Below are 13,082 nucleotides of genomic sequence, written 5' to 3'. Positions count from 1 at the left end.
ACCCCTGTCCCCGATTCCGGCCGTGCCCGCTCTACGGCCGGGGGACGCGCGCGTGAACGACACGGCGACGGCGCTGACGGCGGGCTATGCCCGGCTGCTCGCCTATGCCCGCAAGCGGCTGCGCGATCCCGCACAGGCAGAGGAAGTGGTGCAGGAAACGATGCTGCGCGTCATCGAACAGGATCGGCGTCAGACGATCGAGCAACCGCTGGCCTATGCGTTCCGGGTGACGGATTCGGTCGTCTATGCCACCGCGCGGAGCGGTACCCGCCGGTATGAACCGATCGACCCCGATCTGGCGTGCGACGCACCGCTGCCCGACGCGACGCTCGACTATCGCCAGCGGTTCACCCGGTTCGAGGCGGTGCTGGCCACCCTGCCCCCGCAGCGGCGGACGGTGTTCGTCAAACGCCATGTCGAGGGCAAGTCGCGCGGGGAGATCGCCGAGGAACTCGGACTGGGGATCGAGGCGGTGAAGAAGCATCTCGTCCGCGCCATGATCGACCTTGCCGATGTCGCCGACGTGCTGGACCGGGGACGGTGAGGCGCATGGCCGACGATTCCGTCATCGCCGAGGCCGCCGACCGGGCCGAGCGTGTCGAGCAACTGGACGCCGCCGGTCGGGCCGAGCTGCACGCATGGCTGGCCCGATCGCCCGCGCATGTCGCGGCGTTCGACCGGTTCCGCCGGTTGCTGGCCGATCCCGCGCTGTTCGATGCCGCCGCGTGCGAACCCGCCCCGCCCCCGCCCCCGCCCCCGCCCCCGCCCGCTGTCCGCAGAACCGTTCGGCGGTCCATCACCGTCGCTCGCCGCGTGCGTCGTTCCGCCATGGCCGTCGCGGCCGGTGTCGCCGCGCTCCTGCTCGCGCCGACCGGCTGGCGCATGGTCGCTCCCGCCCCCACCCGGCAGCAGGAATATGCCAGCGCCGTCGCACAACCGCGCACGATCGCGCTGCCCGACGGGTCGCAAATGACGCTCGACGCGGCGTCGCGGGTTGCGATCGCCTTCGGTGGTACCCGCGACCTGTCACTGGCCGAGGGAGCGGCGCGGTTCGACGTGCGGCACGACGCCGATCGTCCGTTTCGCGTTCATGTGGGCGATACGACGATGACCGCGCTCGGCACCGTCTTCAGCGCCGAGCGCCTGACGGGCAGCAGCGAATTGCGGGTCTTTCGCGGGCGGGTCCGCCTCGACGTGCCCGGACAGGCGCCGGTGGTGGTCGATGCGGGCCGCTATGCCCGGATCGGGGCGGACGGCATCACCCTGCGCATGATCGGCGATACCGATCGCACGGCGTGGCGCGACCGCTGGCTGGACGGCGACGCCATCCCGCTGGCAACCGCGCTGACCCGGCTTCAGCGCTACAGCGTCGTACCGATCCGGCTCGCCGATCCGGCACTGGGCACGCTGCCGATCACCGGTCGCTTCCGCCTCGACGGGTCCGGCCAGTCGTTGCGGCTCATCGCATCGCTGTACGACCTGCGTGTCGTGCCGGACCGGGGCGCGCTGTGCCTTGCCTCCGATCGCTACCCCCGCTGCGCGCCGCATGGAACCGACGGCGGGAAATGAACGAGGCGGATGGGGCCTGAGCAACTCTCGATCCCGGTCGGATCAGGTGCTCGATCCAAGGCATCCGGTGGTGCGGGTCTGATGTGATATGCTTGAACGCATCAGACCCTAAACGTCCAGCTTCTCGTAATCCGCGGGCGGCGGCACGCCCTCCATCCGTTCCGCCAGCAGCGGGCGGAAGCTCGGGCGGCTCTTCATGCCGACGTACCAGCGCTTGGCGAGGTCGTGGGTCTTGAAGTCGATCCCGCCCAGATAGTCGGCGATCGAGATCTGCGCCGCCGCCGCCAGATCGGCGAGGCTCATCGTCGAACCGCCCAGCCATTGCCGGTGATCGAGCAGGTAATCGATATAGTCGAGATGCTCGACCGCCGCCTTCATCGCCTCGCGCAGCGCGCGGGTGTCGGGCGACTGGCGGTGGACGATGCGCTTCTCCATCCGCTCCATCAGCAGCGGGCCGGTGATCTCGCGGTAGAATTGCGTGTCGAACCACGTCACCAGCCGCCGCTGTTCGGCGCGGTCGGCGGCGCTGCCGTTGAGCATCGCGGGCTTGTCGCCCGTCTCCTCGATGAATTCGCAGATCGCCATCGAATCGATCAGGCGGATGCCCGCTTCCTCGTCGATCATCACCGGCGTCTGTCCGGCGGGGTTGATGTGGAGGAATTCGTCGCGCCGCGCCCAGGGCGATTCGCGGACCGGCTGGTAGCCGATGCTCTTTTCGGCCAGCAGCAGGCGGACCTTTCGCGAGAAAGGACATAGCGGGAATTGCAGAAGCTGCCACATGGCCCCGTGTTAGGCGGCGGCGTGGCCGGGCGGAAGGGGGTTCGTGTGGGATTGCTGACCTCGCTCGGGTGGCTGCTGGCGGCGCTGGCACTGGCGCGGGCGGGCGCGCGGCCGTGGGTGCAGGGCGCGGCCGCGGTGCTGGCGGGGATCGCGGGCACGACATTGCCCGATCTCGACCTGCTGCTGCCGATCGGCCATCGCAGCGCGCTGACCCATTCGCTGCTGCCGCCGGCGATCCTGTGGGGGCTGGGGGCGAAGCGCCCGGTCACGGCGGGGCTGGCGATCGGGATCGCGCTGCATCTCGCCGCCGATTGCTTCCCCCAGGCCATGCGCGGCTTCGCGACCGTCAAGCTGCCGGGCGCCGGATCGATCGGCGCGGGCGCGTCCTATGCGTGGCTGGGGATGCAGGCGGCGGCGGGCACGCTGACCGGCATCGTGCTGCTGGGACGCAGCCTGCCCGCGCGGACGGCGGCGGTCGTCGCGCTGCTGCTGGTCGCGGTGGGGGTCGGCTATCTTCATGCGGTGGACGGCGGGTGGCGCGCGCTGTCGCTCTACGTCCTGTTCGGCTGGGCGGCGGTACGTCGGCGCTCGACAAAAGATGCGATCGCACGATAATATAGCTGCGCGATCGGCGACGTAACAGCGCGTCGATCGGTCCGGGGGATGGCGTCGTATTGCCGCGCCGGCGTTGCGTACCTCATGCCAGCAACTGGCACCCCTTGGAGAGAATATCGATGTCCGCGTCGTCCCCGTTGCGCCGAATCGGCCAGTTGTTGAGTGGCCTTGTCGTATTGACCCTGTTCGCCGACGGCGCGGTCCAGCTGTTCCAGCCGTCGCTGGTCGCAGCCGAGATGGCGAGCAGCGGCTGGCCGGTCGAACTGGCGCCGGTGATCGGCGGCATCGCGATCCTGTGCGCGCTGCTCTATGCGCTGCCGCAGACGGCGGTGCTGGGCGCGATCCTGATCGCGGGCTTCACCGGGGGCGCGATCGCCACGCACCTGCGGCTGGGCGAGATCGGGTCGGGGCCGCAGCTCCTGTGCATCACGATCGGCGTGGCGGCATGGGCCGGGCTGTGGCTGCGCGGACGGATCAGCCGCGAGCCCGAGATGCTGCCGTCGCGCAGCGCGATCGCCGCCCCGGTGCGGCAGCGCCGCGCGGCGTAACCGCCGTTCCATCCGGCGGCCCCTTCCGATCGGAAAGGGCCGCCGGGCGGTGTCCGGTCAGGCCGCCGCCACCGCCTGCCCCGGCTCGCCCGCCGCATCGTCGAGCAGCTGGTGCGGCAGCCGGGTGAGCATTTCCTTGGGCACCACCTGCCAGAAGCGCGCCTTTGCCCGCTCCCAATCCTCGAGGATCGCGCCCGACCAGCGGCTGTCGGTCGCGGCATGGTGTTGTTCGACCAGGTCGCGCAGCACCGCTTCCCAATGCGCCGAGCCGATGCGGTGGAGGGTGATGCTCTCCGGATTGTAATGCCGCTCGAAGCTGGCGTCGTGATCGTACACGAACGCCATGCCGCCGGTCATGCCCGCGCCGAAATTGGTGCCGGTGCGCCCCAGCACCACCGCGACGCCGCCGGTCATATATTCGCAGCCGTTGGCGCCGCAGCCCTCGACCACCACGGTCGCGCCCGAATTGCGCACCGCGAAGCGCTCGCCCGCCTGGCCCGCGGCGAACAGCCGGCCAGAGGTCGCGCCGTACAGCACGGTGTTGCCGACGATCGTATTTTCATGGCTCTTCAGCGGCGACGACACCATCGGCCGCACCACGATGGTACCGCCCGACAGCCCCTTGCCGACATAGTCGTTGGCGTCGCCGAACACCTCCAGCTTCAGCCCCTTGCACAGGAACGCGCCGAGGCTCTGCCCGGCGGAGCCGCGCAGGCGGACGGTGACATGGCCGTCGGCCAGCTTCGACATGCCGAACTTCCGCGTGATCTCGCTCGACAGGCGGGTGCCGACCGCACGGTGGGTGTTGCGCACCGAATAGGTCAGCTGCATCTTCTCGCCGCGCGAGAAGACCGCCGCCGCATCCTTGATCATCTGCGCGTCGAGACTGTCGGGCACCTCGTTGCGGAAGGTCGACAGGCTGAAGCGCCGCTCGCTCTCGGTCGCATCGACCTTGGCGAGGATCGGGTTGAGATCGAGATCGTCGAGATGCTCCGCCCCGCGGCTGACCTGGCGCAGGAATTCGGTGCGCCCGACCACGTCGTTCAGGCTGCGGACGCCGAGGCGCGACAGGATCTCGCGCACTTCCTCGGCGATGAAGGTCATCAGGTTGATGACCTTCTCCGGCGTGCCGGTGAACTTGGCGCGCAGCCGCTCGTCCTGCACGCACACGCCGACCGGGCAGGTGTTGCTGTGGCACTGGCGCACCATGATGCAGCCCATCGCCACCAGCGACAGCGTGCCGATGCCGAACTCCTCGGCCCCCAGGATCGCGGCGGCGACGATGTCGCGCCCGGTCTTGAGCCCGCCGTCGGTGCGCAGCACCACCCGTCCGCGCAGGCCGTTCAGGGTGAGCGTCTGGTTGACCTCGCTCAGCCCCATTTCCCACGGCGTGCCCGCGTATTTGATCGAGGTCTGCGGGGACGCGCCGGTCCCGCCGACATGGCCCGATACGAGGATGACATCGGCATGCGCCTTCGCCACGCCCGCCGCGACGGTGCCGATGCCCGCCGACGACACCAGCTTCACGCAGACGCGGGCGCGCGGGTTGATCTGCTTCAGGTCGTAGATGAGCTGCGCCAGATCCTCGATCGAATAGATGTCGTGGTGCGGCGGGGGCGAGATGAGCGTGACGCCCGGCGTCGCATGGCGCAGCTTCGCGATGAACTCGGTCACCTTGAATCCGGGCAGCTGCCCGCCTTCGCCGGGCTTGGCCCCTTGCGCGACCTTGATCTCGATCTCGTCGCAGGCGTTGAGATATTCGGCGGTGACGCCGAAGCGGCCCGAAGCCACCTGCTTGATGACCGAATTGCCGTTGTCGCCGTTCTCGTACGGCTGATAGCGGATCGAATCCTCGCCGCCCTCGCCCGATACCGCCTTGGCGCCGATGCGGTTCATCGCGATCGCCAGCGTCTCATGCGCCTCGGGGCTGAGTGCGCCCAGCGACATGCCCGGCGTCACGAAGCGCTTGCGGATCTCGGTGATCGCCTCGACCTGATCGATCGGCACGCCCTGCTCGGGGAAGTTGAACTCGAGCACGTCGCGCAGATAGACCGGCGGCAGGTCGCGCACCCCGCGCGAGAACTGCATATAGGTCGAATAGCTGTCGGTCGCGACCGCGGTCTGCAACAGGTGCATCAGCTGCGCCGAATAGGCATGCGCCTCGCCGCCGCTGCGCTGGCGGTAGAAGCCGCCGATCGGCAGGGTCGCCACCGCGTTGTCGAACGCCGCCTCGTGCCGCTGCGTCGCGTTGACGTGGAGCGAGTGATAGCCCTCGCCCGAGATCTTGGCGGGCATGCCGGGGAAGAAGTCGTTGACCAGCGCGCGGCTCAGGCCCACCGCCTCGAAATTATAGCCGCCGCGATAGCTGGAGATCACCGCGATCCCCATCTTCGACAGGATCTTGAGCAGCCCCTCGTCGATCGCGGTGCGGTGGCGCTTGAGCGCCTCGTCCATGCTGATGTCGCCGAAAAGCCCGCGCGCATGGCGATCGGCGATCGCCGCCTCGGCCAGATAGGCGTTCACCGTGGTCGCGCCGACGCCGATCAGCACCGCATAATAATGGGTGTCGAGGCACTCCGACGAGCGCACGTTGATCGAGGCATAGGAGCGCAGCCCCTTGCGGACCAGATGCGTGTGCACGGCGGCGGCGGCGAGCACGCCCGCGATCGGCACCTTGGTCGCATCCAGATGCTCGTCGGTCAGGAACAGCTCGCTGCGGCCCTCGCGCACCGCCTGTTCGGCCTGTGCGCGGATGCGGGCGATGGCGGCGCGCAGCGCCTCCGGGCCCTCGCCCGCCGGGAAGGTGCAGTCGATCTCCGCCGCCTGGGCGCCGAAATGCGCCTTGAGGCGCAGCCAGTCGCCGTTGGTCAGCACCGGGCTGCCGAGCACCAGCACCGCGCTCGCCCGGTCGCCGGTGTCGAGGATGTTGGCGAGATTGCCGAAGCGCGTCTTGAGCGACATGACGTGGCGCTCGCGCAGCGAATCGATCGGCGGGTTCGTCACCTGCGAGAAATTCTGGCGGAAGAAATGGCTGATGAGCCGCGGCTTGTCGGAGATGACCGCCAGCGGCGTGTCGTCGCCCATCGACCCGATCGCTTCCTTGGCCCCCTCGACCATCGGCGACAGGATCAGTTCCATGTCCTCCAGCGTCTGCCCGGCGCACACCTGCCGCCGCGCGAGTTCGGCGCGGTCGTAGCGCAGCGGCGCCTCGGACGGGGCCGGCAGGTCGTCGATCGTCAGGAAGCGCGCGGTCATGGCGGCATAGTCCGCCTCGGCGGCGATCTTGTCCTTGATCGCGCGGTCCTTGTAGAGCCTGCCCTCGCCCAGATCGACCGCGAGCATCTCGCCCGGCCCCAGACGCCCTTTTTCCACCACCGTCGCCTCGGAGACCGGCACCATGCCCGCCTCCGACCCGACGATCAGCAGCCCGTCGCCGGTCAGCGTATAGCGCAGCGGCCTGAGCGCGTTGCGGTCCAGCCCGGCGACCGCCCAGCGGCCGTCGGTCATGGCGAGTGCGGCGGGGCCGTCCCACGGCTCCATGACGCTGGCGAGATAGTCGTACATCGCGACATGCGCCGGGGGCATGTCCTCCGCGCCCTGCCATGCTTCCGGCACCAGCATCAGCTTGGCGGTCGGCGCATCGCGGCCCGAACGGCAGATCGTCTCGAACACCGCGTCCAGCGCCGCCGTGTCCGACGCGCCCGCCGGGATCACCGGCTTGATGTCCTCGCTACGCTCGCCGAACGCGATGCTCGCCATCTTGATCTCGTGGCTGAGCATCCAGTTCTTGTTGCCGCGGATCGTGTTCACCTCGCCGTTGTGCGCAAGGCAGCGGAACGGCTGCGCCAGCCACCATTGCGGGAAGGTGTTGGTCGAATAGCGCTGGTGAAAGATCGCGACGCGCGACTCGAACCGCTCGTCGGTCAGGTCGGGATAGAAGTCCGACAGCGATTCGGCGAGGAACAGCCCCTTGTACACGATCGAGCGGCACGACAGCGAACAGAAGTAGAAGCCGGTGATCTGCGCGGCGATGATCCGCTTCTCGATCCGGCGGCGCACCAGATACAGGTGCTTCTCGAACTCGGCCTCGTCCATGTCCTCGGGCGCGGGGCCCGCGATCATGATCTGCTCGATCTCGGGCCGGGTCGCCTGCGCCTTCATGCCGATGACCGACACGTCGACCGGCACCTGCCGCCAGCCGTAGATCGACCAGCCCGCCTCGATGATCTCCGATTCGACGAGGGTGCGGCACGTCTCCTGCGCGCCCAGATCGGTGCGCGGCATGAACACCATGCCGACCGCGAGCCGCGCATGGAGCGGCTTGTGCCCCGACGCGGCGATCGCATCGTCGAAGAAGCGGTGCGGCAGGTCGACATGGATGCCCGCCCCGTCGCCGGTCTTGCCGTCGGCATCCACCGCGCCGCGGTGCCACACCGCGCGCAACGCATCGATCGCCGACTGCACGACGCGGCGCGACGCCTTGCCGTCGGTCGCGGCGACGAGGCCGACGCCGCAGGCATCGGATTCATATTCGGGGCGGTACATGCCCTCGGCGGCGAGGCGGAGGCGTTCGGAGGTCATGTCGGTCATGCCGCAAACCCTTTTCTGGAAAGATAGGTGACGATGGCTGCGACGATCGACTGCAACTGCGTCGCGGCGTCCCAGCACTGGTTGACGCGGCGGACCTGTTCCACCTCGTCGATCGGATATTCATGGACCAGCCGGTTGCGCAGCAGGGTCAGATCGACCCACTGATCGGCATCCTCGACGAACCGGCTCTTTTCCATCCAGTTCGCGATGTCGCGCCGGGTCATCGCCGCCGTATCGAGCAATTCCCAGGTAGCGACAAGGCGGACCGCCCGCGCGATCATATCCTGCAACTGCTCGACACGCTTCAGCAGCGCTATGCATGCGATCCGTTCGACCAGCGGCAGCGCGTCCAGCGCCGTCGCATCGGTCGGCAGATGCGCCGCCAGCAGCGGGCGCAGTTCGTCGATGCCGTCCGACAGGCGGCGGCAACGCAGCAGCGTCGCGCGCAGGACCGCGTCGGTATCGCTCACGGCAGCGCCACCGCCTGCGGCGCGACCATCCGGGCGAAATCGGACCATTCGCCCGATCGCGGCGCGAACACGACATCGACCTTCTGCTCGTCGATCCGCTCGAACAGCCGGTCGCGAAACCGGTCGGCCAGCGTTTCGGTGGCGAGCGCGGGGTCGACCTCGATCAGCAGGTCGATGTCGCCGCCGCGCAGGTCGTCGCGCACCCGGCTGCCGAACAGGCGCACGACGACATCCTCGCCGAACGCTTCGCGCGCCGCCGCCTTGATCGCCTGCACCTCGTCCGGCTTCAGCCTCACGCCGCGACCCTTCCCGCCCTGGCCTTGGCCTTGAGGTAAGCGTGCATCCGCTCAGTCACGTCGCGCCCGTCGCGGATCGCCCATACCACCAGCGATGCGCCGCGCACGATGTCCCCGGCGGCGAACACCCCGTCGAGCGAGGTCATCATCGACTTGCCGTCGACGCGCACCGTGCCCCAGCGGGTGACGCCCAGTTCGGGCGCGGCGAACAGCGTCGGCAGGTCCTCGGCATCGAAGCCCAGCGCCTTCACCACCAGATCGGCGTCGAGCACGAATTCGTTGCCGGGATCGGCCTCGGGCGCGCGGCGGCCCGAGGCGTCGGGCGCGCCGAGGCGCATGCCCGTCGCGCGCACCTGCACCACCTGTCCGTCGCGGTCGTCGAACGCGGCGGGGGCGGAGAGCCAGACGAACTCGACGCCCTCCTCCTCGGCATTGGCCACCTCGCGCTGCGATCCGGGCATGTTCGCCCGGTCGCGGCGGTAGAGGCACTTGACCGACTTCGCCCCCTGGCGGATCGCGGTGCGCACGCAGTCCATCGCGGTATCGCCGCCGCCGACGACGACGACGTTCTTGCCCGCCGCGTTGAGCGACCCGTCGTCGAACGCGGGCACAGAATCGCCGAAGCCGACCCTGTTCGATGCGGTCAGGTAATCGAGCGCATCGACCACCCCGCCGCTGCCGATGCCGGGCGCCTTGATCGCACGCGGCTTGTAGACGCCGGTCGCGATCAGGATCGCGTCATGCTTCGCGCGCAGTTCGTCGAGCGTCGCGTCGCGCCCGACCTCGAACCCTTCGTGGAAGACGATACCGCCTTCCTTCAGGCGCTCGACCCGGCGCATGACCACCGGCTTCTCCAGCTTGAAGCCGGGGATGCCGTAGGTCAGCAGCCCGCCCGCACGGTCGTAGCGGTCGTAGACATGGACCTCATAGCCCAGGTTGCGCAGCCATTCCGCCGCCGACAGGCCCGCAGGTCCCGCACCAACGATGCCGACCGACTGGCCACGGGCCGGGCCGACCGCGACCGGTTCGACCCAGCCGTTCTCCCATGCGGTGTCGGTGATGAACTTCTCGACCGATCCGATCGTGACCGCGCCGTGGCCGGAGAATTCGATGACGCAGTTGCCCTCGCACAGCCGGTCCTGCGGACAGATGCGCCCGCAGATCTCGGGCATGGTCGAGGTGCTGTTCGACAGCTGATACGCTTCCTGCAACCGCCCCTCGGCGGTCAGGCGCAGCCAGTCGGGGATGTGGTTGTGCAGCGGGCAGTGCACCGAGCAATAGGGCACGCCGCATTGCGAGCAGCGCCCCGCCTGGTCCTCGGCCGCCGGTGGCGCGTAGCGCTCGGCGATCTCGCGGAAGTCTTCCGCGCGGTGTTCGGCGTCGCGCTTGGCAGGATATGCCTGCGGACGCGCGACGAACTTCAACATCGTTTGCTCGGCCATGATGCCCTCCGACGGTTCGGAAAGCATATTGCAGGCCGAGAGTCACGCAACTTTTGCCGATATGGTCAACAGTACTGACCTAACTACCCTAATTGCAAGTCAGTCTCAACTTTGTCTGGATATGTAGGAGATATTACAGGTCCGATCCGGCCCTATCGCATCGCCAGCCAGATCAGCGCCGCCGATCCCACCACGATCCGATACCATGCGAACGGCGCGAAGCCGAACCGCCCCACCACCTTCACGAACGCCTTGACCACCAGCAGCGCGACGACGAACGCCGCGACGAAGCCGATGGCGATGCCGGTCAGGTCGTCGAACGTCAGCAGCGCGCGGTCCTTGTACAGCGAATAGGCCGTCGCCGCGATCATCGTCGGCACCGCGAGGAAGAAGCTGAACTCCGCCGCCGTCCGCCGCTCGAGGCCCAGCAGCAACCCGCCCATGATCGTCGCCCCCGACCGGCTGACGCCGGGCAGCATCGCCAGACACTGCATCGCGCCGACCGATACGGCGTTGCCGACGCTCATGTCCTCCACCGCATGGATGCGCACCCGCTTCACCATCCGCTCGATCAGCAGGATCAGCACGCCGCCCACCACCAGCGCGGTCGCGACGATCGCGGGCCGCTGCATCACCGCGCGGATCGCGTCGTAGAACAGCGCGCCCGCCACCATCGCGGGCAGGAAGCCGATCAGGATGTTACGGGTGAAGGCGATCGCCTGGGGATCGAGGCGGGTCAGCCCCAGCGCCACCCCGGTGAAGCGCGCGCGATAGGCGACCAGCACCGCGAGGATCGCGCCCAGCTGGATCGCGATCTTGAACACGACCGAACTCTCGTCGGTATAGCCGAACATCTCGCCCGCGAGGATGAGGTGGCCGGTGGACGACACCGGCAGGAACTCGGTCAGCCCCTCGATGATGCCGAGAACGACATAGGTGATCCAGTCCACTTACGCCCCCTTCAGCTCGGCGATGCGCCCGAAGCGCCCGCTCTTGCGATATTGCACCAGCCAGTCGGGGGCGACCGTCGCCAGCGGCACCGGGCGGATGCCGAACGCCTCGATCCCCGCGGCACCGGCGGGCACGACATTGTCCTGCGACAGCATCGCCCACTGGTCCTTCGAGATCGGCGTCAGCGGCAGCGCGGCGATCAGCCCGCCCAGTTCGCCCGGCACCTCGACGAAGCGCACGTCGCGGCCCAGCGCCTGCGCGATCCAGCGGTTGAGTTCACCCATCGACACCACGTCGGGCCCGCCGACCGTGAAGGTCTGCCCCCCGAAGCGGTCGGGATCGGCCAGCGCCTTGACGACCGCCTGCGCCAGATCGACGACATAGAGCGGCTGGAACTTCGTGCCCGCCGCCATCACCGGCACGATCGGGCGACCGATCAGCGCGGGTGCCCTGGCGATCATGCCCGCGAAGCGGTTGACGAAGCCGTCCTCGCGCCCGAACACGATCGAGGGGCGCAGGATGGTGGCGTCCGGAAAGGCGGCGCGCACCGCTTCCTCGCCCGCCGCCTTCGACCGGCCATAGGCCGACGGCGACTGCGCATCGGCCCCGATCGCCGAGATCTGGACGAAGGCCTTGGCCCCCGCCGCCCGCGCCGCTTCGGCGACGGTCCGCGCGCCCGCGACATGCACTTTGTCGAAATCCCCCGCGAGGATGCCGACGAGGTTCACCACCGCGTCCGACCCCGCGACCGCGCGCGCGACCGTCTCGGGCCGCGACAGGTCGGCGGCGACGAACTGGGTCTGGCCAAGGCCGCCCTGCGTCTTGAGATACAGCGCCTGGCGCGGATCGCGCTGCGCGATGCGGACGCGCGCGCCCGCCTTCAGCAGCTCCTGCGCGACATAGCGGCCGACGAAGCCGCCACCCCCGAACAGCGTGATCAACTGGTTCTTCATCGTGCCTGACCCTTGCCCATGGACGCCTGACCGTCTCGACGCGCCTCCCCCATGCCGTTCCGCGCGCAAAACGGCAAGGACCGCGATTATTCGCAACAAAGCCGTTGACACCCCCGCCGCCCCCCCGTAGAGGCGCCCTCCTACCCCGTGCCCAGATGGCGGAATTGGTAGACGCACCAGCTTCAGGTGCTGGCGATCGCAAGGTCGTGGAGGTTCGAGTCCTCTTCTGGGCACCATTTGTTCTCTCTGGAAATGTCCAGAGACGTCCAGCAAGTAGCTGGTTTCAAAGCAAAATTTCATCGACGATCGCTGGCAACCATCCGGGTTGATCCAGCTGATTCCAGCAAAAGAGTCACAAAAAGAGGCTCATTTTGTGACTGCTGAATCGACCCGGAGAACACCGGGAACTCGATGATGCTGACACAACTCAAGATTACCTCCGCCAAGCCGAAGGCCAGGCCCTACAATCTCGCCGACGGACAGGGCCTCGTGCTCGTCATCCAGACCAGTGGCTCGAAGCTGTGGCGCTTCCGCTACCGCTATGGCGGGCTGCAAAAGACGCTTCACCTCGGCCCCTGGCCGACGATCTCGCTCGCCGATGCGCGCGAGAAATGTCGCGAGGCGAAAAAGGCGATCGCCGCCGGGCTCGATCCGGTTCTCGAGAAGAAGCGCGCCAAGGTCACCGCGAAATTCTCGACGGCAACGGCCTTCAAGGAGGTCGCGCTCGAGTGGCTCGCCAAGTGCGTGTCAATCGGCGTCCAAAAAGGACCCCCTATCGGCGTGCAAAAGGGACCCCCTTCGTCAAGCAGCGTGACGGGTATGACGGGCGCACCGTTCGCGCTGGTTGCGGCGTAGGGCGGGCGTAGCC

General features: G+C 68.4%; 12 protein-coding genes and 1 tRNA gene. 6 read left to right on the top strand and 7 right to left on the bottom strand.

Annotated elements, in window-relative coordinates; translation table 11 throughout:
* The first annotated feature begins 52 nt into the window (after positions 1-52).
* Together ABLE43_RS11185 and ABLE43_RS11180 are read left to right on the top strand one after the other, a co-directional pair.
* Entirely contained in the window at positions 53-544 is a 492-nt protein-coding gene (locus ABLE43_RS11185; protein WP_348978588.1) for an RNA polymerase sigma factor, read from the top strand.
* A gap of 5 nt (positions 545-549) precedes the next feature.
* Positions 550-1,569, top strand: a complete 1,020-nt coding sequence (locus ABLE43_RS11180; RefSeq protein ID WP_348978587.1) for a FecR family protein — start codon at positions 550-552, stop codon at positions 1,567-1,569.
* 108 nt (positions 1,570-1,677) lie between these two features.
* Here the strand turns inward: ABLE43_RS11180 and ABLE43_RS11175 are convergent, their stop codons facing one another.
* The gene (locus ABLE43_RS11175; protein WP_348978586.1) at positions 1,678-2,349 is read right to left on the bottom strand and encodes a glutathione S-transferase family protein; all 672 of its coding nucleotides are present in this window, start codon (positions 2,347-2,349) and stop codon (positions 1,678-1,680) included.
* A 45-nt stretch (positions 2,350-2,394) separates the two neighbouring features.
* On the opposite strand from ABLE43_RS11175, the gene ABLE43_RS11170 reads away from it, so the two are divergent.
* Positions 2,395-2,964: a hypothetical protein gene (locus tag ABLE43_RS11170; RefSeq protein ID WP_348978585.1), complete on the top strand. Its 570-nt coding sequence runs from the start codon at positions 2,395-2,397 to the stop codon at positions 2,962-2,964.
* A 119-nt stretch (positions 2,965-3,083) separates the two neighbouring features.
* Complete coding sequence (locus ABLE43_RS11165; protein ID WP_348978584.1) at positions 3,084-3,512, top strand: DoxX family protein; 429 nt, start codon at positions 3,084-3,086, stop codon at positions 3,510-3,512.
* A gap of 57 nt (positions 3,513-3,569) precedes the next feature.
* Here the strand turns inward: ABLE43_RS11165 and gltB are convergent, their stop codons facing one another.
* From gltB to ABLE43_RS11135, 6 genes are all read right to left on the bottom strand, one after another.
* Positions 3,570-8,102 carry a glutamate synthase large subunit gene (gltB, locus tag ABLE43_RS11160; protein ID WP_348978583.1) on the bottom strand — a complete coding sequence of 1,511 codons (4,533 nt, stop codon included), beginning with the start codon at positions 8,100-8,102 and terminating at the stop codon, positions 3,570-3,572.
* Complete coding sequence (locus ABLE43_RS11155) at positions 8,099-8,572, bottom strand: hypothetical protein (RefSeq protein WP_348978582.1); 474 nt, start codon at positions 8,570-8,572, stop codon at positions 8,099-8,101. Before ABLE43_RS11155 ends, gltB begins: the two co-directional genes overlap by 4 nt.
* On the bottom strand, positions 8,569-8,868 hold the full coding sequence (locus tag ABLE43_RS11150; protein ID WP_348978581.1) for a nucleotidyltransferase domain-containing protein: 300 nt from the start codon (positions 8,866-8,868) through the stop codon (positions 8,569-8,571). The genes ABLE43_RS11155 and ABLE43_RS11150 overlap by 4 nt, the downstream gene beginning before the upstream one ends.
* Positions 8,865-10,310, bottom strand: a complete 1,446-nt coding sequence (locus ABLE43_RS11145; RefSeq protein WP_348978580.1) for an NAD(P)-dependent oxidoreductase — start codon at positions 10,308-10,310, stop codon at positions 8,865-8,867. Before ABLE43_RS11145 ends, ABLE43_RS11150 begins: the two co-directional genes overlap by 4 nt.
* A gap of 152 nt (positions 10,311-10,462) precedes the next feature.
* Positions 10,463-11,260, bottom strand: a complete 798-nt coding sequence (locus ABLE43_RS11140) for an undecaprenyl-diphosphate phosphatase (RefSeq protein WP_348978579.1) — start codon at positions 11,258-11,260, stop codon at positions 10,463-10,465.
* Positions 11,261-12,214 (bottom strand): complex I NDUFA9 subunit family protein, encoded by a 954-nt coding sequence (locus tag ABLE43_RS11135; protein ID WP_348978578.1) that lies wholly within the window; start codon positions 12,212-12,214, stop codon positions 11,261-11,263. It lies immediately after the preceding gene.
* A 149-nt stretch (positions 12,215-12,363) separates the two neighbouring features.
* Here ABLE43_RS11135 and ABLE43_RS11130 point away from each other — a divergent pair.
* Positions 12,364-12,450: transfer RNA gene (locus tag ABLE43_RS11130), tRNA-Leu, on the top strand.
* 178 nt (positions 12,451-12,628) lie between these two features.
* Entirely contained in the window at positions 12,629-13,069 is a 441-nt protein-coding gene (locus ABLE43_RS11125; protein WP_348978577.1) for an Arm DNA-binding domain-containing protein, read from the top strand.
* Positions 13,070-13,082 lie beyond the last annotated feature (13 nt).

This window comes from Sphingomonas silueang (assembly GCF_040049155.1).
GTDB lineage: Bacteria > Pseudomonadota > Alphaproteobacteria > Sphingomonadales > Sphingomonadaceae > Sphingomonas > Sphingomonas silueang.
Note: the sequence above shows the minus strand (reverse complement) of the source record. Positions and strands in the feature narration are given on the sequence as shown.

Bases quoted from the DNA above. Each gene is read 5' to 3' on its own strand.
- ABLE43_RS11180 (WP_348978587.1), top strand. From the start codon at position 550: ATGGCCGACGATTCCGTCATCGCCGAGGCCGCCGACCGGGCCGAGCGT.
- ABLE43_RS11175 (WP_348978586.1), bottom strand. From the start codon at position 2,349: ATGTGGCAGCTTCTGCAATTCCCGCTATGTCCTTTCTCGCGAAAGGTC.
- ABLE43_RS11165 (WP_348978584.1), top strand. From the start codon at position 3,084: ATGTCCGCGTCGTCCCCGTTGCGCCGAATCGGCCAGTTGTTGAGTGGC.
- gltB (WP_348978583.1), bottom strand. From the start codon at position 8,102: ATGACCGACATGACCTCCGAACGCCTCCGCCTCGCCGCCGAGGGCATG.
- ABLE43_RS11145 (WP_348978580.1), bottom strand. From the start codon at position 10,310: ATGGCCGAGCAAACGATGTTGAAGTTCGTCGCGCGTCCGCAGGCATAT.
- ABLE43_RS11135 (WP_348978578.1), bottom strand. From the start codon at position 12,214: ATGAAGAACCAGTTGATCACGCTGTTCGGGGGTGGCGGCTTCGTCGGC.
- ABLE43_RS11125 (WP_348978577.1), top strand. From the start codon at position 12,629: ATGCTGACACAACTCAAGATTACCTCCGCCAAGCCGAAGGCCAGGCCC.